Source organism: Kitasatospora purpeofusca (assembly GCF_042691725.1).
Taxonomy (GTDB): domain Bacteria; phylum Actinomycetota; class Actinomycetes; order Streptomycetales; family Streptomycetaceae; genus Kitasatospora; species Kitasatospora purpeofusca_B.
In genome coordinates, this window is the sequence record NZ_CP170483.1 from 1,790,687 (window position 1) to 1,812,953 (window position 22,267).

Consider the following 22,267-nt stretch of genomic DNA (forward strand, 5'->3'; position numbering starts at 1 on the left):
CGCCGAAGAGTTCAATGGTTAGCATCAAGCAGGCCGACCCCACAGAGGACCTCATGCCCCGCACCCCCCGAGCGGTCCCGGACACCGCCGAGGCCGAACGACGCGACTTCAACCGCCGCGCCGAGCCCGACCCGGGCTTCCCGCCACTCGCCCCGATGGACGTCCCGGCTGCGGACCCGGCTGCCGACCCGGCGGTGGGCCGGTGAGCGGCGGGCTGAACTGGCGGGAGGGCGCCAGCATCGAACTGATGTCCGGCTACGCCCTCCTGGACGGCGCGCGCACTCCCCGCACCCGCCTCACCGGCGTCCGGCTGGCGATCGAGGGCGGCTTCGTGCACGTCGCCGTCCCGGGCACGGCCGACGTCCAGGTGGTCTCCGCCCCGGCGGTCGCCCGCCTCGAGTACCCGGCGCCGCCGGCGGACCCCGCCGGGTAGCGCCCGGCTCAGGGGCGGACGGCGCCGACGTAGGGCATCGCGTCGATCGGGAGGACCTCGACGTTCTTGCCGGTGCGGGGGGCGTGGATCATCTTGCCTCCGCCGATGTAGATGCCGACGTGGTGGATGTCGCCGTAGAAGAAGACCAGGTCACCGGGCTGGAGGTCGCCGCGGGCGATCCGGGCGCCGGCCTTCCACTGGTCCTGGGAGACACGCGGGAGCTTGACGCCCGCGGCGCGGTAGGCGGCGCCGGTGAGGCCGGAGCAGTCGAAGCCGGAGGGCCCGGTGGCACCCCAGACGTAGGGCTTGCCGAGCTGGGCGTAGGCGAACTGGACGATGGTGGCGGCCCGGCCGGTGACCGGTCCGGTGTCGGCGGGGCGCTCGGCGGCGGAGCGGGAGGCGCGAGTGGCGGCGGCCTCCTGGGCGTTGACCTTGGCGCGGTCGGCGGCGCTCAGCTTGTTGAGCAGCGCCTGCGCCTTGGCCAGCTTGTCCTGGATCCCCTTCTTCTCCGCCGCCAGCGCGCTGGCGGCCTCGTCGAGCTGGGCGAGGGTGGCGGTGGCCTCGGCTCGGTCCTGGTCGAGCCGGCGCTGCTCGTCGAGGGCCTGGCGGAGCAGCGCCGCCTGGGAGTCGACGACCTGGTTCTGGGCGGCGGCCCGGGCCAGGTAGCCGCCCGGGTCGGAGTCGAGCATCAGCTGGACGGACGGGTCGAGGCCGCCGTTGCGGTACTGCTCGGCCGCGATGCCGCCGAGCTGGGTGCGCAGCTCGTTCATCGCCTCCTGGCCGCGGGCCACCTTCTCCTGGATCCGGTTGGCGTCGCCCTGGAGCTTCTGCTGCTTCTCCTGGAAGCCGTTGTAGCGCTCGATCGACTGCTCGGCCTCCTCGTTGAGCTGGTCGACCTGTTCCTTGACGGCGGCGAGGCCGGGCGACGGCTCGGCCTGTGCGGGGCCCGCGGCGAGGACGACGCCGCCGGCCATCGCGGTGGTGACGACCGCCAGGCGGGCCCGGCTGGGCGGGCTGGGCTTGCGGCGCTTTCCCATGACGACTGACTCCTCGGGACGGGGGCGGGGGCACGGACGAAGGGGCGGGGACGAGAGGGGGAGGGAACGCGGGCAGGGGGCGTTCCGGGGAGAGCCGACCCCTCCGCCCGCGCTCTTCTAAGTAAGTTAATAGATGACGGCCGCCCTTCCGCAAGCCGCCCGCCCCGCGGCCCCGCCCCGCCACCCACCTCGCCGCCCGCCCGGCCCCCGCGCGGCACCGCTAGTGCAACAGAGTGCAGAGCGAGGGCAAGGTCACACCCGTCACCTCTCCTGCGCTCCCGTTCACGGGCGCTAACCTGCGGGGCATGACGGTCCCGCCCGAAGGGCTTCCCCTGGCCGCCGAGTTCCCGGCCGCCCACCGCGAGCAGTGGCAGACCCTCGTCGAGGGTGTGCTGCGCAAGTCGGGGGCGCAGCCCGAGGACGGCGCAGCGGCCGAGCGCGCGCTCAGCACCGCGCTCCAGGACGGGCTGCGCGCCCGCCCGTTGTACACCGCCGAGGACGCCCCGGCCGACCCGGGCTTCCCCGGCTTCCCGCCGTTCGTCCGCGGCGCCCGCCCGCAGGGCGCCTCGGTCGCGGGCTGGGACGTCCGCCAGCGCCACGGCGACCCCGATCCGCGCCGCACCAACGAGGCCGTACTGGCCGATCTGGAGCACGGCGGCGGCTCGCTCTGGCTGGAGCTGGGCGGCGACGGCCTGCCGGTCACCGCCCTGGGCGAGGCGCTCACCGGCGTCTACCTGGACCTGGCCGGGGTGGTGCTCGACGCGGGCGCCGAATTCCCCGAGGCCGCCGCGCAGTTGTTCAAGCTGTACCAGGAGCGCGAGGTCTCCCCCGGCTCCGCCGCCGGCACCCTGGGCGCCGACCCGCTGGGCCTGCAGGCCCGCACCGGCGACGCCGCCCGCACCGACGCGCTGCTCACCGAGGCCACCGCGCTGGCCGCCCGCTGCGCCGAGGGCTTCCCCGGCCTGCGGGCGCTTGTCGTCGACGCGCTGCCGTACCACGAGGCCGGCGCCTCACCCGCGCAGGAGTTGGGCGCCTCGCTGGCCACCGGTGTCGCCTACCTGCGCGCGCTGACCGCGTCCGGGCTGTCGGTGGACGCCGCGCTCGGCCAGCTGGAGTTCCGCTACGCGGCCGACGCCGACCAGTTCCTGACGATCGCCAAGTTCCGTGCCGCGCGCCGTCTCTGGGCCCGGGTCGCCGAGGCCTGCGGTGCCTCCCCGGCCGCCTCGGCGCAGCGCCAGCACGCCGTCACCTCCGCGGTGATGATGACCGCCCGCGACCCGTGGGTGAACATGCTGCGCACCACGATCGCCTGCCTGGCCGCCGGGGTCGGCGGCGCGGACGCCGTCACCGTGCTGCCGTTCGACGCCGCGCTCGGCCTGCCGGACGCCTTCGCCCGCCGGATCGCCCGCAACACCCAGGCGGTCCTGCTGGAGGAGTCGCACCTGGCCCGGGTGGTCGACCCGGCCGGCGGCTCCTGGTACGTGGAGCGGCTGACCGACGAGCTGGCGCACGCCGCCTGGGCGTGGTTCCAGGAGATCGAGCGGGCCGGCGGACCGCGCGCCGCACTGGAGTCGGGCCTGGTCGGCGAGCGGATCGCGGCCACCTGGGCGGAGCGCTCGGCGCGGCTCGCCAAGCGGCGCGAACCCATCACCGGCGTCAGCGAGTTCCCGAACCTCGGCGAGCAGGCGCTGGTCCGCGCGCCGGCCCCGGCCGGTCCGTCCGGCGGGCTGCCGACGGTGCGCCGCGCCGAGGCCTTCGAGGCGCTGCGCGACCGCTCGGACGCGCGGCTCGCGGCCACCGGCGCGCGGCCCGCGCTGTTCCTGGCCTCGATCGGCACCGCCGGCGCGCACACCGCGCGCACCACCTTCGCCGCCAACCTGTTCCAGGCCGGCGGCATCGCCACCACCGCGCACGAGGGCACCGAACCCGCCGCGTTCGCCGAGGCGTTCGCCGCGAGCGGCGCCACGGTGGCCTGCCTCTGCTCCAGCGACGCCCTGTACGCCGAGCAGGCCGAGGCGGTCGCCGCCGCGCTCCGGGCGGCCGGCGCGCGGCGGGTGCTGCTGGCCGGCCGGCCTGGTGCGACGCCGCCGGCGGGCGTGGACGCGTTCGTCTTCGCGGGCGGCGACGCGGTCGCCGTCCTGACCTCCCTGCTCGACCTGCTCGACGTGCCCGGTGCGCCCAGTGCGCCCGCCGCGCCCGAGCCGGTGGACGTGCCCGACGCGATCGGAGTGGCCCGATGATCCCCGACTTCACCACGATCGGGCTGGACGCCGACGGCGCGGACGCCCCGGCGGGCGTCACCGACGGCCAGTGGCGCGCCGCCTGGCGGCAGGCCACCGGCAAGGACGTCGACGAGCAGCTCTGGGACACCCCCGAGGGCATCGGCGTCAAGCCGCTGTACACCGCCGAGGACCTCGCGGGCCTGGACTTCCTGGGCACCTACCCGGGCATCGCGCCCTACCTGCGCGGCCCGTACCCGACGATGTACGTCAACCAGCCGTGGACCGTCCGGCAGTACGCCGGCTTCTCCACCGCCGAGGAGTCCAACGCCTTCTACCGCCGCAACCTGGCGGCCGGCCAGAAGGGCCTGTCGGTCGCCTTCGACCTGCCGACCCACCGCGGCTACGACAGCGACCACCCGCGGGTGACCGGCGACGTCGGCATGGCGGGCGTGGCGATCGACTCGATCTACGACATGCGCCAGCTGTTCGACGGCATCCCGCTCGACCGGATGTCGGTGTCGATGACGATGAACGGCGCGGTGCTGCCCGTCCTCGCGCTGTACATCGTGGCGGCCGAGGAGCAGGGCGTGCCGCCCGAGAAGCTGGCCGGGACCATCCAGAACGACATCCTCAAGGAGTTCATGGTCCGCAACACCTACATCTACCCGCCGCAGCCGTCGATGCGGATCATCTCGGACATCTTCGCCTACACCTCGCAGAAGATGCCCCGGTACAACTCGATCTCCATCTCCGGCTACCACATCCAGGAGGCCGGGGCCACCGCCGACCTGGAGCTGGCCTACACCCTGGCCGACGGCGTGGAGTACCTGCGGGCCGGGCTGGACGTCGGGCTGGACGTGGACGCGTTCGCGCCGCGCCTGTCGTTCTTCTGGGCGATCGGCATGAACTTCTTCATGGAGGTCGCCAAGCTGCGCGCGGCCCGCCTGCTCTGGGCCAAGCTGGTCAAGCAGTTCGACCCGAAGAACGCCAAGTCGCTGTCGCTGCGCACCCACTCGCAGACCTCCGGCTGGTCGCTCACCGCGCAGGACGTCTTCAACAACGTCACCCGCACCTGTGTGGAGGCGATGGCCGCCACCCAGGGCCACACCCAGTCGCTGCACACCAACGCGCTGGACGAGGCGCTGGCGCTGCCGACCGACTTCTCCGCCCGGATCGCCCGCAACACCCAGCTGCTGCTCCAGCAGGAGTCCGGCACCTGCCGGGTCATCGACCCGTGGGGCGGCTCGGCGTACGTCGAGAAGCTGACGAACGACCTGGCGAACCGCGCCTGGCAGCACATCCAGGAGGTCGAGGCGGCCGGCGGCATGGCCAAGGCGATCGACGCGGGCATCCCCAAGCTGCGCGTCGAGGAGGCCGCCGCCCGCACCCAGGCGCGGATCGACTCCGGCCGCCAGCCGGTGATCGGCGTCAACAAGTACCGGGTGGAGAGCGACGAGCAGATCGAGGTGCTCAAGGTCGACAACTCCTCGGTGCGCGCCCGCCAGATCGAGAAGCTGCGCCGGCTGCGCGAGGAGCGCGACGAGGCCGCCACCCGCGCCGCGCTGGACGCGCTCACCCGGGCCGCCGAGGCCGGTCCGCAGCGCGGCGGCTCGCTGGACGGCAACCTGCTGCACCTGGCGGTGAACGCGGCCCGCGCCAAGGCCACCGTCGGCGAGATCTCGGACGCCCTGGAGAAGGTGTACGGCCGCCACTCCGGCCAGATCCGTACCATCTCGGGTGTGTACCGAGACGAAGCGGGCCCGTCGGCCCCCCTGCAGCGCACCCGGGAGCTGGTCGAGGAGTTCGAGCGGGCCGAGGGCCGCCGGCCCCGCATCCTGGTCGCCAAGATGGGCCAGGACGGCCACGACCGCGGCCAGAAGGTGATCGCCACCGCCTTCGCCGACCTCGGTTTCACCGTGGACGTGGGCCCGCTGTTCCAGACCCCGGCCGAGGTGGCCCGCCAGGCCGTCGAGGCGGACGTGCACATCGTCGGCGTCTCCTCGCTGGCCGCCGGCCACCTCACCCTGGTGCCCGCGCTGCGCGCCGAACTGGCCGCGGCGGGCCGGGAGGACATCACCATCGTGGTCGGCGGGGTGATCCCCCCGCAGGACTTCGACGCGCTGTACGCGGCGGGCGCCGCGGCGGTCTTCCCGCCCGGCACGGTGATCCCGGAGGCCGCCTACGACCTGCTGAAGTCGCTCGCCGCCGATCTCGGCCACGAGCTCTGAGGCGCTGATCCGATGGCGCCCCGGACGATCGACCTCGACAGCTACGCGACGGGCGTGCGGGAGGGCTCGCGCGCGTACATCGCGCGGGCCATCACCCTCGTCGAGTCCATCCGGCCGGACCACCGCGCGCTGGCGCAGCAGTTGCTGACGACGCTGCTGCCGCACGCGGGCGGTGCGGTGCGGGTGGGCATCACGGGCGTGCCCGGAGTCGGCAAGTCGACTTTCATCGACGCCTTCGGCACCATGCTCACCGGGCTCGGGCACCGGGTCGCGGTGCTGGCCGTCGACCCGACGTCCAGCCGGACCGGCGGCTCGATCCTGGGCGACAAGACCCGGATGGAGCGGCTGGCGGTGGACCCGAACGCCTTCGTCCGCCCCTCGCCCACCTCGGGCACGCTCGGCGGGGTCGCCAAGGCCACCCGGGAGTCGATGCTGGTGATGGAGGCGGCCGGCTACGACGTGGTGCTGATCGAGACGGTCGGCGTCGGCCAGTCGGAGACCACGGTGGCCGGCATGGTCGACTCCTTCCTGCTGCTGTCACTGGCCCGCACCGGCGACCAGTTGCAGGGCATCAAGAAGGGCGTGCTGGAGCTGGCCGACGTCATCGCGGTCAACAAGGCGGACGGCCCGCACGAGACGGACGCCAAGGGCGCGGCCCGGGAACTCGCGGGCGCGCTGCGGCTGTTGCAGGCCCCGGACGCCCCGTGGACGCCGCCGGTGCTGACCTGCTCGGGGCGCGACGGCAGCGGCCTGGACGTCGTCTGGGAGCGGCTCCAGCAGCACCGCAAGGTGCTGGACGCGACCGGCGCGCTGGCCGCCAAACGGCGCGACCAGCAGGTCGAGTGGACCTGGGCGATGGTCCACGACCAGCTCCTCGCCCGCCTCCACGCCCACCCGGACGTGACCCGCCTGCTCCCCGACCTCGAACGCCGCGTCCGCGAGGGCGAACTGACCGCCACCCTCGCGGCGGACACCATCCTGGACGCCTTCGGCCTGCACTGAGCCACTACGCCACCACGAGCCCGAGCGCCGTGCCCCACCCGTGGGGGCACGGCGCTTCGCGCTGCTCGGAGAACTCGAACCACACCACCTTGCCGTCCACCTGCGGGTACCAGCCCCACGCCCCGGCCAGCGCCTCCACCAGCAACAACCCACGCCCGCCCGTCGCTTCGGCCCCGCGCTCCCGCCGCGGGAGCGCGGGGCATCTGTCGGTCACCTCGACCCGCAGCCGCCCCGGCCGCCGCAACACGGTCACGGCACAGCGGTCCTTGGTATGCAGCAGCGCATTCGCGATCACCTCACTCGCGCACAGCTCCAGGTCCTTGAACACGTCGTCCGCGAGCGGCACACCCCACTCCCGCACGATCGCCCCCACCAACCACCGCGCCGCCGGCACCGCCTCCGGTGCCGGCGGCGCCCCCATTCCAGCGGAACCGGGAACCGGGCACTGCTGAGCGGGCTGACGGTCACATTCCACCCCATCGATCCTCCACCACCACAGATGGACAGCACTGCCGGAAGACGGCAGCGAAAGGGAGCCGTTCGTGGCTCTCCGCCACGACTGCAACACCGAAAGTAGTCGCAGAAAAACTGTGAGTCAAGAATCTCTGCTACTCGCAGTTCTTCACCGAGTCGTGCGAGACTCGACCGATCCAGGAAGGGGAGAACATGGGATTCGGCCTCGTTGTACGCTTCGTCGCCCGTGATGTGACGGCCGCTCACGCCTTCGACGAACTGGCTCGGGAAGCACTCGAAGGGATCCGCACCAAGGAGCCCGGCACTCTCGTCTATGTCAATCACGCCGTGCCCGACGAACCGCGCGTCCGGGTCTTCTACGAGCTGTACGCGGACCGCGAGGCGTTCGAGGAGCACGAACGGCAGCCTCACGTCCGCCGATTCCTGGCCGAGCGCGGCCAGCACCTCGAATCGTTCGAGGTCACGTTCCTTGACGAGATCGACGGCAAGGGACCGTCCGCCGACAGGTCCGGCCGGTGAGTCCCGAGGAACAACGGGCGTTCGGCGCCCGGGTGGCCCAGCTCCGCAAGGCGCGTGGCATGCGGCAGGACCAGCTCGCCGCAGCCGTCAACCGAACCGCCAGCTGGGTGTCGCAGGTCGAGCGCGGTATCCAGCCGGTCGTACGTCTCGATGTACTCCAGTTGCTCGCTGACGGCCTCGGCGTCTCCGTCCAGACGCTGAGGCCGGATGCCCCGTCGCCCACCCGATCCGCGTCGCCGACTTCGGATCAGGTCAACGACCTCGACCTGGTCCGGCTCGCACTCTCAGGGCACCCCGCGCTCGATGCCGTGCTCGACGAGAACCCCGCCGTAACAGCACCCGACGCGACCGAGCTGGCCACCGCTGTGGCGCAGCTCTGGCATCTGACGCACAACGCCCGATTCGCGGAGCTCAGCACAGCTGTCGCCGATACCCTGCCCCGACTCGAAGCCGCCACACGGACCGCCTCCCCGGAGCAGCGGCCGGAACTTCAGCTCCTCCTCAGCCAGGCGTATCAGGCGGTCGCGGCAGCATTCGTCCGCCAGGACGAGGCCGATGCGGCCTGGGTGGCCGCCGATCGGGCGATCCGGGCCGCGGAGCAGTCCGGCGAGCCTCTTCAAGTCTTCGCGGGCATCTACCGCTTGGCCCACGCATTCGTCCGGCTCCGGCGGTTGGACCAGGCGGAACACGTGGCCGGGAGGGGTGTGACGGCCCTTCAGACATACATCTCAGCGGCCGGACCACCCTCGCCGGAAGCCCTCTCCGTGCTCGGCTCGCTCCACTTGGTCCTCGCGTTGGCCGCCGCCCGCGCCGGCCAACGCGAGCAGGCCCGGAAGGAACTCGCCGACGCGCGAGAGGTCGCGGCGCTGCTCGGCGAGGATCGCAACGACTTCAATCTGGAGTTCGGCCCCACGAACGTCGAGATCCAGGCGGTGTCGGCGGCGATCGACCTCGGCGACGCGGGCGAGGCGCTGGACCTGGGGAAGCGGATCGATGCGGGTCGGCTCTCGCCCGAGCGGCGGTCACGGCTGCTGGTCGACCTCGGAAGGGCCCACGCGCAGAGGCGCCACCTCGGGGAGGCCGTCGACTGCCTCCTCCGGGCCGAGGAGCTGGCACCTGAGAGTGTCCGGAGCCACCTGGCGGCCCGGTCGGCCATCCGCGAGCTCATCCTCCTGGCGGGTCGGAGCGCACCGCCGGAACTGGTGAAGCTCGCCAAACGCGCCAACGCCGCAGAGTGACGGGGGCTTAGAGCCGGAACCGTCCGCGTGACCTGAACCTCCCGATCGAGACGAAAGGGCCCCCGGCCGGTTCGCACCGGCCGGGGGCCCTCCGTTACCTGCCCTGCCCTGGGTCAGGCGCTCTTGGCGTCCGCGAAGCGGGCCGAGACGTCCTGCCAGTTGACGACGTCCCACAGGCGGGTGACGTAGTCGGGGCGGACGTTCTTGTACTGCAGGTAGTACGCGTGCTCCCAGGCGTCGAAGGCCAGCAGCGGGGTGGTGCCCTGGCCGACGTTGCCGTGGTGGTCGTAGACCTGCTCGACGATCAGGCGGCCGCCGAGCGGCTCCCAGGAGAGGATGCCCCAGCCCGAGCCCTGCACGCCGGTGGTGGCGTTGGTCAGCTGCTTCTTGAAGGCCTCGAAGCTGCCGAAGTGCTCGGTGATGGCGTCGGCCAGCTCGCCCTCGGGGCGGTCGCCGCCCTCCGGGGAGAGGTTCTGCCAGAACAGCGAGTGCAGCACGTGGCCGGAGAGGTGGAAGGCGAAGGTCTTCTGCAGGCCGACCAGACCGCCGAACTGCTCCTTGTCACGCGCCTCGGCCAGCTGCTCCAGGGTGTCGTTGGCGCCCTTGACGTACGCGGCGTGGTGCTTGGAGTGGTGCAGCTCCAGGATTTCCGCGGACATCGCGCGCTCCAGCGCGGAGTAGTCGTACGGCAGGTCGGGAAGCGAGTAGGTGCCCATCAGGACACGGCCCCTTTCGGCGGGTTCAACGATGACGATCGTGCCGGGACAACACTATTGCGTATCAGTTGCAAGAACACACAAGGGGCTCCTGCATATTCCTCCCGCCGTGTCGGGCACAATGGGCGCGGCAGTGTGTAATGAGCGGCAAGGGTGAGTGACCATGACCGACGCACCGGTGGTGCTGGGCATCGAGTCGTCCTGCGACGAGACCGGCGCGGGCCTGGTGCGCGACGGCGTGCTGCTCGGACAGGCGGTGGCGTCGTCGATGGACGAGCACGCCCGCTACGGCGGCGTGGTGCCGGAGATCGCCGCCCGAGCGCACCTGCACGCGATGGCGCCGGTGGTCCGGGAGGCGCTGGACCGGGCCGGGCTGACCCTCGCCGACGTCGGCGCCGTCGCGGTGACGGCCGGTCCGGGCCTGGCCGGGGCGCTGCGGATCGGCGTGGCGGCGGCCAAGGCGTACGCCTTCTCGCTCGGCGTCCCGCTCTACGGGGTGCACCACCTGGCCGGGCACGTGGCCGCCGCGACGCTCGACGGCGGGCCGCTGCCGGACCCCTGCGTGGTGCTCGTCGTCTCCGGCGGGCACACCTCGCTGCTGCTGGTCCGCGACCTCGCCCGTGACCCGATCGTCCATCTGGGCGACACCCTGGACGACGCGGCCGGCGAGTGCTTCGACAAGGTCGCCCGGATCCTGCGCCTGCCCTACCCCGGCGGACCGGCGATCGACCGGGCCGCGCGCGAGGGCGACCGGCGCGCGGTGCGCTTCCCGCGCCCCCTGAGCGGGCCGGCCGACCCCCCGTACGCCTTCTCCTTCTCCGGCCTCAAGACCGCCGCCGCCCGCTGGGTGGAGACGCAGCGGGCCGCCGGCACCGAGCCGCACGTCCCGGACGCGGCCGCCGCGCTCCAGGAGGCGATCGCCGACGTGCTGACCCGCAAGGCCGTCCGGGCCTGCTTGGACCACGGGATCGGAACGCTGGTGGTGGTCGGCGGGGTGGCCGCCAACTCGCGGGTGCGGGAGCTGGCCGAGCGGCGCTGCGCCTCGGCCGGGATCGCGCTGCGGGTGCCGCCGCTGCGGCTGTGCACGGACAACGGGGCGATGGTCGCGGCCGTCGGCGACCTGCTGGTGCGCGCCGGCGCCGCACCGGCCCCGGCGGACCTGTCGGTCGACCCGTCGGCGCCGCTGGAGTTCGCGGCGCTCACCCCGCGGGCGACGGTGCGGGCCGCCTGAGGTCCCGCGAGGTCGTCAGGTCCGGAACAAAAGCCCCATACGACTGTCCTCTGACAACGTTTCGGTTGCGGCGAACAATTCTTCGATCTTTGATCTTCCCACCGCACTGTGACGTGTGCCATTTTACATGTCACACATCGAGAGGCCGCGGTCCCCCAAACCGCGACCCCGAACGGCCCCGGAGGCCCCCACAGATGCGTCCCTTCCGGATTTCCAAGGCCAACGCGCGCAGGCTTCCTGCGCTCGGTGCCGCCTTCTTCATCGCACTCGGCCTGTTCGCCCCGCAGAGCCAGGCCGCCCCGGCCGGCACCGCCGCGACCCCGGCCGGCACCAGCGCCGCCTCGTCGACGCCGCGATCGATCCCGGTGCCCAAGTCTCCCGACGCCAAGAGCACCAGCCCCTTCAAGCTCTCCGCTCAGGACAGCACCGAGGAGCTGGCCCCGCCGGCCGCCCCGGCCACCCAGCCGGCCAAGGCCGCCAAGGGCTTCTCGGCCGCGGCCGCCGACCCCTGTCCCGACCTCTCCGGAGTGCTCAGCGCCACGGGCAGCGCGCTGGTCCAGCAGCTCAAGGCCCTGCCGCGGGTCGACTGCACCTATCCGCTGTTCAACGTCACCGGCGACAGCGTGAAGGCCTTCCGCGAGGCCAACATGGTGGCCGTCGCCAACGCCCTGCGTGACGCCTCCGCCACCTACCCGGGTGACAACAGCACCAACATCGGTCAGCTGGTCCTGTTCCTGCGCGCCGGCTACTACGTGCAGTGGAAGTACCCGGCGCTCGTCGGCTCCTACGGCTCCGCGCTGAACGGCGCGACCGGCGCCGCGCTGGACGCCTTCTTCGCCTCCGCGCACGGCAAGGACGTCACCGACGCCAACGGCGCGCTCCTCGTCGAGGTCGTCAAGGTGATCGGCCAGAGCGACACCCTCGGCCGCAACGCCGGCGTGTTCAAGTGGCTGCTCGCCAACTACAACGGCAACACCTGGCCCGCCCAGATGACCGCCACCGTGTCGGAGTTCGACTGGGTCCTCAAGGACGCCTACGAGTCCAAGACCGACGCCACCGGCTGGAAGGCCGCCCTCAAGGCCGACCCCGCCCTCCTCAACACCTGGTCCGGCTTCATCACCCGCAACGACTCGCAGCTGAACCGCTGGGACGTCGTCAGCAACATCGGCCGCTACCTCGGCTACGCCCTGGACGTGCCGGAGCTGAAGACCACGCTGCGGCCGGTCCTGAAGGACCTGATCAACCGCTACCCGAACGTCGGCCCCACCGCCCCGATCACCATGAACCTGGGCTGGGCCACCCGTCAGTTCGACAAGGGCAACTGCGCGGCCTACGGCATCTGCGACCTGAGCACCCGCCTCATGCCGGTGATCCTGCCGATCCAGCGCGTCTGCAACGACGGCCTGAAGATCAAGGCCCAGGACATGTCCCCCGGCCAGCTGGACTCGACCTGCACCAGCCTGATCAACCAGGACGCCTACTTCCACAAGATCATCGGTGACAAGGGCGCCATCCCCGGCGACGTGAACACCAACCTCGAGGTCGTCGCCTTCGACGACTACGACCAGTACTCGCTGTACGCCTGGGCCTTCTACGACATCGACGTCGACAACGGCGGCATGTACGAGGAGGGCGACCCGAGCAAGCCGGGCAACCAGGCCCGCTTCATCGCGCACGAGGCGTCCTGGCTGCGGCCGTCGTTCTCGATCTGGAACCTGAACCACGAGTACACCCACTACCTCGACGGCCGCTACAACATGGCCGGCGACTTCGAGGCCAGCCAGACCACCCCGACCATCTGGTGGGTCGAGGGCATCGCCGAGAACATCTCCTACGGCTACCGCAACGAGCGCAACGCCGACGCGATCACCGAGGCCGGCAAGAAGACCTACAAGCTCAGCGAGCTGTTCGACACCGTCTACGGCCAGACCGCCGACGCCGACGAGAACTCCAACCGCGTCTACCGCTGGGGCTGGCTGGCCGTCCGCTACATGCTCCAGGAGCACCGCTCCGACATCGACGCGGTGCTCACCAAGTACCGTGCCGGCGACTTCAACGGCGCCCGCACCATCCTGAAGCAGGACATCGGCACCCGCTACGACGCCGGCTTCGACGCCTGGCTGACCAAGTGCGCCACCAACGACTGCGGCCCGCTGCCGGAGGCGCCGACCGGACCGGTCACCCCGACCACCCCGCTCTGCACCATCCCCGACACCCGTCAGTTCGACAACAACTGCCGCCGTGACGGCCTGGCCGCCACCACCGGCAACTACAGCTACCACTTCCTCAACCTGCCGGCCGGCGTCAAGACGCTGACCATCACCAGCAGCGGAGGCACCGGCAACGCCGACCTCTACTACGGCGGCTCCAACTGGGCCACCACCGGCAACGCGCTGGCCAAGTCCACCAACGCCGGCAACGGCGAGACGCTGACCATCACCAACCCGCCCGCCGGCTGGGTCTACTTCAGCCTCGCCGCCCAGCAGAGCTTCACCGGCGCCACCCTCTCCGTCCAGTACCAGTAAGCAGTCTCCGTACGCGCAGGGCCCCGCCGGGACATCCGGCGGGGCCCTTCCCATGCCCGCGCACACCCCCTCGGAGCTTGGCCGGCAAACGAACTGACAACGTTTCGGTTGCGGCGAACAATTCTTCGGTCCGCGATCTTCCCAGCGGAGTGTGACGTGTGCCATTTTACATGTCACACATCGAAGACCGTGTGCCCCAAAACACACGGCCCCGACGGCCCGGAGGCCCCCACAGATGCGTTCCTTCCGCATGTCCGCCGCCACCGCACGCAGAGTCCCTGCGCTCGGCACCGCCTTATTCCTCGCGATCGGCCTCTTCGCCCCGCAGAGCCAGGCCGCCCCGGCCCCCGCGGGCCCCCCTGCCGCCGCCGGCACCACCTCTTCTTCGGCGCCCCGGTCGATCCCGTTCCCCGAGCCCGACATCCGACGGACGCACCCCTTCAAGCTCTCCGCCGACGACAACGACCGGGACGAGCGCTCACTCGGCGCCCCGACCGCCGCGCCTGCCCCGGCCGCCAAGGGCTTCTCGGCCGCCGCCGCAGACAGCTGTCCCACCGACCTCTCCGAGCTGATCAGCGCCACGGGCAGCGCGCTGGTCCAGAAGCTCAAGGATCTGCCGAAGGTCGAGTGCACCTACCCGCTGTTCGACCTCACCGGGGACAACGCGGCGACCGCCTTCCGCGAGTCCAACCTGGTGACCGTCGCCAACGCGCTGCGCGACGACTCGCCCGCCTACCCGGGCGACAACAGCACCAACATCGGGCAGCTCCTGCTGTTCCTGCGCGCCGCCTACTGGGTGCAGTCGAACTACCCGGCCGTGGTCGGCACCTACGGCCCGACGCTGACCGCCGCGGCCAACGGCGCGCTGGACGCGTTCTTCGCCTCCCCGCACAGCAAGGACACCACCAACGCCAACGCCGCGCTCCTCATCGAGACGGCCACGTTCATCGACCAGACCTCGACGCTCGGCCGGTACGCCGGTGTCTACAAGTGGCTGCTCTCCACCTACGACGGCCTCACCGCGCCCGAGCGCCTCCAGGCCACCGTCCGGCGGTTCGACCCGATGGTCAAGGACGGCTTCGAGGACAAGAAGGACACCACCGGCTGGAAGGCCGCACTCCGGGCCGACCCCACCATTGTCGACGCCTGGGCCGGCTTCATCACCCGCAACGAGCCGGTGCTGAACCACGACACCCTCGTCAGCAACACCGGCCGCTACCTCGGCTACGCCCTGAAGGTCGACGAGCTCAAGCCCCGGCTCCGGCCGATCCTGAAGGACCTGATCACCCGCTGGCCGAACACCGGCCCGACGGCCCCGATCACCATGAACCTGGGCTGGGCCACCCGCCAGTTCGACAAGGGTCACTGCGCCGACTACGGCATCTGCGACCTGGGCGCCCGCCTCATCCCGGTGATCCTCCCGACGACGTACACCTGCAACCCGGACCTGAAGATCCGGGCCCAGGACATGTCCCCCTGGCAGCTGTCCTCCACCTGCACCAACCTGGTGAACCAGAACCCCTTCTTCCACAAGATCATCGGTGACCAGGGCGTCATCCCCGGGGACGTGAACACCAACCTTGAGGTCGTCGTCTTCAACGACGAGTACCACTACAAGCTGTACGCCTGGGCCTTCTACGACATCGACGTCGACAACGGCGGCATGTACGAGGAGGGCGACCCGAGCAAGCCGGGCAACCAGGCCCGCTTCATCGCCCATGAGGTCTGGTGGGACACCTCGACGTTCTCGATCTGGAACCTCAACCACGAGTACACCCACTACCTCGACGGCCGCTACAACATGGGCGGCGACTTCGCGGCCAGCGAGCTCACCCCGACCACCTGGTGGGTCGAGGGCATCGCCGAGAACATCTCGGCCGCCTACCGCAACGAGCGCAACGACAAGGCGATCGACCTGGCCGCCACCAAGGCCTACAAGCTCAGCGAGCTGTTCGACACCGTCTACGACCAGACCGCCAGCGCGGAGGTCAACACCAACCGCGTCTACCGCTGGGGCTGGCTGGCCGTGCGCTACATGCTCCAGAAGCACCGCGCGGACGTCGACACCGTGCTCACCAAGTACCGCGCCGCCGACTGGAACGGTGCCCGCGCCTTCCTGAAGCAGGACATCGGCACCCGCTACGACGCCGACTTCAACACCTGGCTGGACGCCTGCGCGAGCAACGACTGCGGCCCGCTCCCGGAGGCCCCCACCGGCCCGGTCACCCCGACCGTCCCGGTCTGCACCATCCCCGACACCCGTCAGTTCGACAAGAACTGCCGCCGTGACAACCTGGCCGCCACCACCGGCAACTACAGCTACCACTTCGTCAACCTGCCGGCCGGCGTCAAGACGCTGACCATCACCAGCAGCGGCGGCACCGGCAACGCCGACCTCTACTACGGCGGCTCCAACTGGGCCACCACCGCCAACGCCCTCGCCAAGTCCACCAACGCCGGCAACGGCGAGACGCTGACCATCACCAACCCGCCCGCCGGGTGGGCCTACTTCAGCCTCGCCGCCCAGCAGGACTTCGCCGGCGCCACCCTCTCCGTCCAGTACCAGTAGGCAGCACCCGAGAGCACCACCCCCAGGGGCCCCGCCGGTGTGCGAACGGCGGGGCCCCGTCCTCGTTCCCGCAATTCCCTACAGCTCCTCCTCCAGGGGGAGGCGGTGGAGGCCGGGGAGGTGGGTGTCGAGTTCGCCGGGTTCGAAGCGGCACATGCCGACGGCGTGCCAGAACTCGCCGGCCACGTCGCCCTCGCACTTGTAGGCGCCGGAGGGGAGCAGGGCGGCCCAGCCGTCGGGGGCGCCGAGGAGGGTGGCCAGGGCGGTGGGGCGGCCGTCGGCGGGGACCCTCCAGAGGCGGACGGTGCCGTCCTCGCCGCCGCTGGCCAGCAGCGAGCCGTCCGGGCTGAAGGTGACGGCGAGGATCCGGCCGGTGTGGCCGCGCAGGCCGACCAGTTCGGTGCCGGCCAGCGGGTCCCAGACGCGGACCACCCGGTCGTCGCCGGCGGTGGCGAGCAGCGGGCGGTGCGGGTGGGCGGCGGCGGTCCACAGCCGGCCGACGTGGCCGGTGAGGCGGTGCCGGACGGTGCGGTCGACCCAGATCAGCGCGGTGCCGTCCCAGGAGGCGCTGGCCAGCCAGTCGCTGTGGACGGACGGCGCGACGGCGTACACCCGGTCGGTGTGGCCGTCGAGTTCGGCCTCCACCCGGCCGGTCGCGATGTCGGAGACCCGCACCCTGGTGTCGTCGCAGCCGGTGAGCAGCTGCCGGCCGTCCGGGCTGAAGGCGATGGAGCGGACCCGGCCGCGGTGCTCGCGCAGCGTGGTGAGGTGGGCGCCGGTGCGGCGGTACCAGATGCGGACGGTGTCGTCGTCGTTGGCGGTGGCGACCAGGACGCCGTCGGCGCTGAACGCCTCCGCCCAGACGTGCTCGGTCTCGACGTCCATCTCGCGCAGGTACTCGCCGGTGCGGGCGTTCCACAGGCACAGGTCGCCGTCGTTGGTGGCGGTGGCCAGCACGGCCTCCTCCGGGCTGAACACCGCGGAGACCAACCGGCTGCTGCGGCCGGAGAGTTCGCGCAGCCGGCGGCCGGTGGACGGGTCCCAGACCCGGACCGCCCCGTCGTTGCCGCCGGCCGCGAGCAGGCTGCCGTCGCCGCTGAAGGTGAGCGAGCCGATCCGCCGGCCGTGGCCGCGCAGCAGCTGGCGGCTGCGGCCGCTGGCCGGGTCCCAGAGCCGGACCCGGCCGTCGTTGCCGCCGGTGACCAGCAGCGGGTCGCTCTCCGCGCCGCCGCGGCCCGAGCCGGGCCGGAACCGGCAGGCCCAGACCGAACCCCGGTGCTCCGGCGGCTGGCGGCGCAGCGGCACCACCTCGCGGGCGCCCACCGCCCCCGCGGCGCCCGCGCCCTCGGCGCCGACCCGCCAGACCCGGACCCCGCCGTCGCTGTCGCTGGCCGCGAACCGGGTGCCCGCCTCGTCGAAGGTGACCTGGTAGATCTTGCCGGTGGAGTCCTCGGGCCGGCCGACGGAGGTGCCGTCGAGGGGGTTCCAGAACCGGATCTGGCCCTCGGTGTCGCCGCTGGCGAGCAGGTCGCCGTCGGGGTGGAAGGCCAGCGTGTAGATCCGCCCGGCGTGGCCGGACATGCTGTGGCGCAGCCGGCGGCCGGCCACCTCCCAGATCCGCACGGTGCCGCCGGTGCCGTCGTCCGGCCCGCCGTCGGCGGTGGCCACCAGGGTGCCGTCCGGGCTGAACGCGGAGCGGTAGACGGTGCCGCGGTGGCCGGGGAGGACGGCGAGCCGGCGGCCGTTCGCGGTGGACCACAGGCGGGCGCCGCCGCCCTGGTCACCGGTGACGAGCACGGTGCCGTCGGGGTTGAACACCGCGGTGTAGACGGGCGCGGCGTGGCCGGGCAGGCGGTGCAGCGGCTCGCCGGTGGCGGTGTCCCAGAGGGTGACGACGCCGTTGAGGTCGCCGGTGGCGACCATCCGGCCGTCGGGGGCGAGCGAGACCGGCCAGACGCCGCCGGGGTGGACGTCGAGGCGGTGCCGGCACTCGCCGGAGACCGGGTCCCAGAGCCGGACGGTGCCGTCGGCGCTGCCGGTGGCGAGCACGTCCCCGGCGAACTTGACGACGTAGACGCGGCCGATGTGGTCCTTGAGGGTGCGCAGGGCGATGCCGGTGACGGCGTCGCAGACCAGTACGCTGCCGTCCTCGGAGCCGACCGCGAGCAGGTGGCCGTCGCGGCTGAAGGCGACGGGTTCGGGCAGCCGGGTGGAGCGCACGTCGAAGCCGTAGGGGACGCCGACCTCGGAGGGGCTGAAGCCGGCCTCGACGGGCAGGCCGGGGGCAATGGCGGCGGCGCGCAGTTCGGGGGCGGCCAGCACCTCCTCGTCGGTGACGGCGGAGATCAGCGCGGCCCGCTGCCAGCGGCTGCCGCGCAGCCGGGCGCCGCGCAGGTCGGTGCGGATCAGCCGGGCGCCGTGCAGGTCGGCGAAGCGCAGGTCGGCGCCGCTGAGGTCGGCGGAGTCCAGGCGGGCCCCGGCGAGGCGGGCGCCGCGCAGGTCGGCGCCGGAGAGGTCGGCGCCGAGCAGCCGGGCGCCGCGCAGGTCGGCGCCGAACAGGTCGACGCCGGACAGGTCGCGGTGCGAGAGGTCCTCGCCGGCCAGGGTGGCGCCGCGCAGGTCGGTGTGGGCGGGCACGCGCAGCCGGTCGAGGACCTTGACGGCGTTCAGCCGGGCCGCCTCGGAGCCGGTCTCGGGGGCGTCCAGGACGGAGCGGGCCCAGCGCTGGCAGACCTGGTGGTCGGCGAGGTCGCAGAGGAACTCGACGGCGAGCCGGCTGAGCGGGCCGCGGCCGAGCAGGGTGGCGTCGCCGCGCAGCAGCGCCTCGGCGGCGGCCCGGGCGACCAGCCACTCCACCACGGAGCCGTGGATGAAGTGGAACATGCCCTCGTCGGAGCGGACCAGCAGGCTGCCGGAGCCGACGGCGTGGGCGACCTGCGGGGTGGGCATCCGGCTCTCGGCGAGGCCGTTGAGCACGCCGGCGATGTCGACGATCTCGTCCAGCGGGATGGAGCTGCGCCCGCTCTCCCACAGCCGCAGCGCGAGCAGGGTGACGGCCTGCCAGAGCTGGTCGAGGTGCAGGCCGGGGGCGGCGCCGGGGCCGCCGTGGCCGCGCTGCTCCTCGAACCGCAGCCAGGCGGTGAAGACCTCCTGGTAGAGGCCGGCGGCGCTGAGCGCCCGGCCGGCGCCGGCGACGGACCGCAGCCGGTCGTGGTCGAGGTCGGCGACGAAGCTGAGCAGGCGGGGGTTGCGGCACAGGGCCAGCAGGTCGGGGATGGCCTCCAGCAGGCGCATCCGGCGGTCGGCGGTTTCCTGGTTGCCGTAGCGGTTGCCGAGGTAGCCGCGGATCTGGTGCGGGGTGAAGTCCTGGACGGCGATGAGCCGGCGCTGCGGGAGCAGGCCGACGCGCTCGCCGAGCGCGGTGAGCACCTGCTCGTGGGAGCTGAAGTGCTGGGTGCGGCTGGTGACGACGATCTTGGCGTTGTCGACGGCGGCGTCGAGCAGCACCTGGAGGTGGTCGGCGGCGCGTTCGTAGCTGACCCGGTTGACGAGTTCGTCGAAGCCGTCGAAGAGCAGCACCACCCGGCCCTGGCGGAGCATGTAGCGAAAGGCCCGCAGGTCGAGGGTGTCGATGCCGTGCTCGGTGAGGTGGGCGGCGACCAGGCCGTCCAGCGAGTGCGCCTTGTCGAGCGCGCTGAGCTCGATGAACAGCGGGGACAGGTGCGGGAGTTCCGCGGGCAGCCGGCGGGCGAGCTCGCGCAGGGCGAAGGTCTTGCCGCGGCCGAAGTCGCCGAGCAGCAGGACGAAGCGGCCGTGATCGGAGTCGAGCAGCCGGAGCAGTTCCTCGACCAGGCCGTCGCGCTCCTCGGCGCCGGGGCGTTCGGTGTCGCGGTAGCGCTGCGGCAGGTAGAGGCCGGGGTGGTACTGGCTGTCGGTGGCGAGCCGCTCGGTCTGCGCGGCGACGTGGCCGCGCAGGTCGATCAGGCCCTGGAACTCCAGGAAGCTGCGCAGCCGCACGCCCCGGCGGCGGGCCCGGTCGCGCAGCTCGCGCGAGGGCGGCGGGCCGTCGTGGACGAGTTCGGCGTCGAGGGCGGCGCCGTCGGCGTGCACCGAGTCGGCGAAGCGCTCGACCTCCTCCTCGGTGGGGGTGCCGACGCAGGCGGCCACCCGCTGCTGGCGGACCAGCCCGGATTCGGCCCAGGTGACGAAGAGCTGGGTGGCGGTGCCGGCGACGGGCCGGATCTGGGCCCCGGGGTGCCGGGTGCGGCAGACCTCGGCGACCCGGGCCAGCAGGGCCTCCTCCGGGGTGGCGAGCGCGCGCGCCTCGTGGTCGGTGTCGGCGGGTTCGCGGACCTCCTCCAGTTGCGGCGGGCCGGCCTGCGCGGCCGGCACGGGGGCCGGGAAGACGCGCCCGGCGCGCTGCCAGGGCGCGGTGAGCCGCTGGCGTTCGGCGGCGGGGGCGGGCCAGCGGGTGAGGCCCTCGCGGGTGACCTGGAGCAGTTGGTGGGCGCCGGGGGCGGCCGCGGCGAACACCGGCAGCTCGCCGGCCGAGGTGGTGAGGGTGCGCGGGGCGGTGCGGCCCTCGCCCGGGCCGTGCAGCAGCAGGTGGAGGCGGGGCGCGGTGAGCCGGGTGAACCGGTCGCCGTCGCGCAGCGGTTCGGCGTCCGGGCCCCGGGGGGCACGGGCGGGGGCGAGGTTGGCGGAGCGCACGCCGGAGCCCGGGGTGACCGGGTGGCGCACGGCGCCGATCCGCAGCCAGCCGTCGTTCTCGTAGGGGCGCAGCGCCTGGGCGAACCAGGCGGCCTGTTCGGGGCCGAGCCAGCCGTAGCGGTCCTCGGGCCGGTGGGTCCAGGCCATCGAGGAGTTGAGCGCGGCGACGACGGTGCCGAGTTCGGGCACCGGGAAGAGCGTCCACGGCTGGGCGCTGTCGAAGACCACGTCCAGGCCCTGGTAGAACTCCTGGAACAGCCGGGCGTAGTGCCGCCACTTGGGCCAGTACGGCGGGGCGGGCCGCAGTTCGTCGGCCTCGCAGGTGGCGAAGTAGGCGCGGGAGGCGGCCTGGTTGACGTCCTGGCCGCCGGGCAGGACGGCCACCCGGTGCGGTTCGAGGCCGAGCAGGGCGCGCATGCCGGTGAGGAAGGTGAGCGCCTGCTCGCACTCGCGGGGGCTGCCGGAGGCGGTGAGGTCGCCGGTGACGACGACGAGTTCGGGCGTGGGGGCGCCGGCGTCGGCGAGTTCGACGAGGTCGCCCCAGATCGCGGCCTGGAGGTCGACCGGGTCGTGGCCGCTGCCGAAGGCGGGCCCGGCCAGGTGCAGGACGGTGACCGCCTCGCGTCCGCCGGGGCGGCCGGCGTCCTGCGGGTACTCGGGCTGGACGGTGGGGCGGCGGCGTCCGGCCCGGCCGGTGCCCTCGACCTGGCGTGCGGCGGGGACGGCGGTCCGGGCCCGGAGGGGGCCGCCGGAGCCGCCACTGCCGTTGCCGCTGCCGCCGCCGCTGCCGTTGCCCGGGTAGCCGGGGACCAGGTCGGGGCGGGCCCGGCCGTCCATCGCCTGGGCGACCCGGGTGAGCAGCAGCTCGCGGGCGCGGGCGGGCTCGGCGACGCCGACGAGGTCGATGTAGGTGAGGGTGGCGAGCAGGCCGTCGACCGGGATGTCCTCGATCCGGACGGTCACCAGCCGCCGCTCGGGGGCGTCCGGATCGGCGCGCAGCGCGGCCTGCCACTCCATCCGGCCGTAGCGCGACCGCTCGTAGTTGCGCGAGAGCAGCGCGATGACGGCGGCGGACTCCGTCACGCCGCGGTCCATGAAGTCGACGAAGTTGGTGCCGGGCACGAAGTCCCAGGCCTGGAGGAAGGCCCGGTAGCCGGCCTCCTCCAGGGTCCAGGCGATCCAGGCCGCCCAGCGTTCGTCCGCCGGAGAGTAGCTGATGAAGAAGTCGATCGGCCCGGGGCCACCCGGGCTCGTGTCAAGAGCCCCCATGGGAGGAGCTTATGACCGATCCGGAGAGGCTCAACCCTGTTTCACCGCAACGGATCCGGGTGGTTTTCGGTCGCCGTTCCTCGAACACGGGTGC

General features: G+C 72.8%; 14 protein-coding genes. 10 read left to right on the forward strand and 4 right to left on the reverse strand.

Annotated features, from left to right (window positions below; all coding sequences use genetic code 11):
- The first annotated feature begins 53 nt into the window (after nt 1-53).
- Entirely contained in the window at nt 54-206 is a 153-nt protein-coding gene (locus ACFCLZ_RS07105) for a hypothetical protein (protein WP_380283901.1), read from the forward strand.
- Nucleotides 203-433, forward strand: coding sequence for a hypothetical protein (locus ACFCLZ_RS07110; RefSeq protein ID WP_380283902.1), 231 nt, complete (start codon nt 203-205; stop codon nt 431-433). Before ACFCLZ_RS07105 ends, ACFCLZ_RS07110 begins: the two co-directional genes overlap by 4 nt.
- 8 nt (nt 434-441) lie before the next feature.
- Here the strand turns inward: ACFCLZ_RS07110 and ACFCLZ_RS07115 are convergent, their stop codons facing one another.
- Nucleotides 442-1,470 (reverse strand): NlpC/P60 family protein, encoded by a 1,029-nt coding sequence (locus ACFCLZ_RS07115; RefSeq protein WP_380283903.1) that lies wholly within the window; start codon nt 1,468-1,470, stop codon nt 442-444.
- A 305-nt stretch (nt 1,471-1,775) separates the two neighbouring features.
- On the opposite strand from ACFCLZ_RS07115, the gene ACFCLZ_RS07120 reads away from it, so the two are divergent.
- The 3 genes from ACFCLZ_RS07120 to meaB are packed head-to-tail and all read left to right on the forward strand — an operon-like array spanning nt 1,776 to nt 6,922.
- Nucleotides 1,776-3,710 carry a methylmalonyl-CoA mutase family protein gene (locus ACFCLZ_RS07120; RefSeq protein ID WP_380283904.1) on the forward strand — a complete coding sequence of 645 codons (1,935 nt, stop codon included), beginning with the start codon at nt 1,776-1,778 and terminating at the stop codon, nt 3,708-3,710.
- The gene (gene scpA / locus ACFCLZ_RS07125; protein WP_380283905.1) at nt 3,707-5,920 is read left to right on the forward strand and encodes a methylmalonyl-CoA mutase; all 2,214 of its coding nucleotides are present in this window, start codon (nt 3,707-3,709) and stop codon (nt 5,918-5,920) included. Before ACFCLZ_RS07120 ends, scpA begins: the two co-directional genes overlap by 4 nt.
- A 12-nt stretch (nt 5,921-5,932) precedes the next feature.
- The gene (meaB, locus tag ACFCLZ_RS07130) at nt 5,933-6,922 is read left to right on the forward strand and encodes a methylmalonyl Co-A mutase-associated GTPase MeaB (protein ID WP_380283906.1); all 990 of its coding nucleotides are present in this window, start codon (nt 5,933-5,935) and stop codon (nt 6,920-6,922) included.
- Between the two features lie 4 nt (nt 6,923-6,926).
- Here meaB and ACFCLZ_RS07135 read toward each other — a convergent pair whose 3' ends face one another.
- Nucleotides 6,927-7,343: an ATP-binding protein gene (locus tag ACFCLZ_RS07135; protein WP_380283907.1), complete on the reverse strand. Its 417-nt coding sequence runs from the start codon at nt 7,341-7,343 to the stop codon at nt 6,927-6,929.
- Between the two features lie 245 nt (nt 7,344-7,588).
- On the opposite strand from ACFCLZ_RS07135, the gene ACFCLZ_RS07140 reads away from it, so the two are divergent.
- Together ACFCLZ_RS07140 and ACFCLZ_RS07145 are read left to right on the forward strand one after the other, a co-directional pair.
- Nucleotides 7,589-7,915: a putative quinol monooxygenase gene (locus tag ACFCLZ_RS07140; RefSeq protein WP_380283908.1), complete on the forward strand. Its 327-nt coding sequence runs from the start codon at nt 7,589-7,591 to the stop codon at nt 7,913-7,915.
- A complete protein-coding gene (locus ACFCLZ_RS07145) occupies nt 7,912-9,153 on the forward strand; it encodes a helix-turn-helix domain-containing protein (protein WP_380283909.1) in 1,242 nt (413 codons plus the stop codon). Before ACFCLZ_RS07140 ends, ACFCLZ_RS07145 begins: the two co-directional genes overlap by 4 nt.
- 113 nt (nt 9,154-9,266) lie before the next feature.
- On the opposite strand, the gene ACFCLZ_RS07150 is transcribed toward ACFCLZ_RS07145, so the two are convergent.
- Nucleotides 9,267-9,869, reverse strand: a complete 603-nt coding sequence (locus tag ACFCLZ_RS07150; protein WP_350541079.1) for a superoxide dismutase — start codon at nt 9,867-9,869, stop codon at nt 9,267-9,269.
- 163 nt (nt 9,870-10,032) lie between these two features.
- On the opposite strand from ACFCLZ_RS07150, the gene tsaD reads away from it, so the two are divergent.
- The 3 genes from tsaD to ACFCLZ_RS07165 all read left to right on the forward strand — a co-directional run bounded on the left by tsaD (nt 10,033) and on the right by ACFCLZ_RS07165 (nt 16,194).
- The gene (gene tsaD, locus ACFCLZ_RS07155) at nt 10,033-11,100 is read left to right on the forward strand and encodes a tRNA (adenosine(37)-N6)-threonylcarbamoyltransferase complex transferase subunit TsaD (protein ID WP_380283910.1); all 1,068 of its coding nucleotides are present in this window, start codon (nt 10,033-10,035) and stop codon (nt 11,098-11,100) included.
- Nucleotides 11,101-11,294: 194 nt separating this feature from the next.
- Nucleotides 11,295-13,625, forward strand: a complete 2,331-nt coding sequence (locus tag ACFCLZ_RS07160; protein WP_380283911.1) for a collagenase — start codon at nt 11,295-11,297, stop codon at nt 13,623-13,625.
- Nucleotides 13,626-13,860: 235 nt separating this feature from the next.
- Nucleotides 13,861-16,194 (forward strand): collagenase, encoded by a 2,334-nt coding sequence (locus tag ACFCLZ_RS07165; protein ID WP_380283912.1) that lies wholly within the window; start codon nt 13,861-13,863, stop codon nt 16,192-16,194.
- Nucleotides 16,195-16,272: 78 nt separating this feature from the next.
- On the opposite strand, the gene ACFCLZ_RS07170 is transcribed toward ACFCLZ_RS07165, so the two are convergent.
- Nucleotides 16,273-22,173 (reverse strand): TIR domain-containing protein, encoded by a 5,901-nt coding sequence (locus ACFCLZ_RS07170; protein WP_380283913.1) that lies wholly within the window; start codon nt 22,171-22,173, stop codon nt 16,273-16,275.
- Nucleotides 22,174-22,267 lie beyond the last annotated feature (94 nt).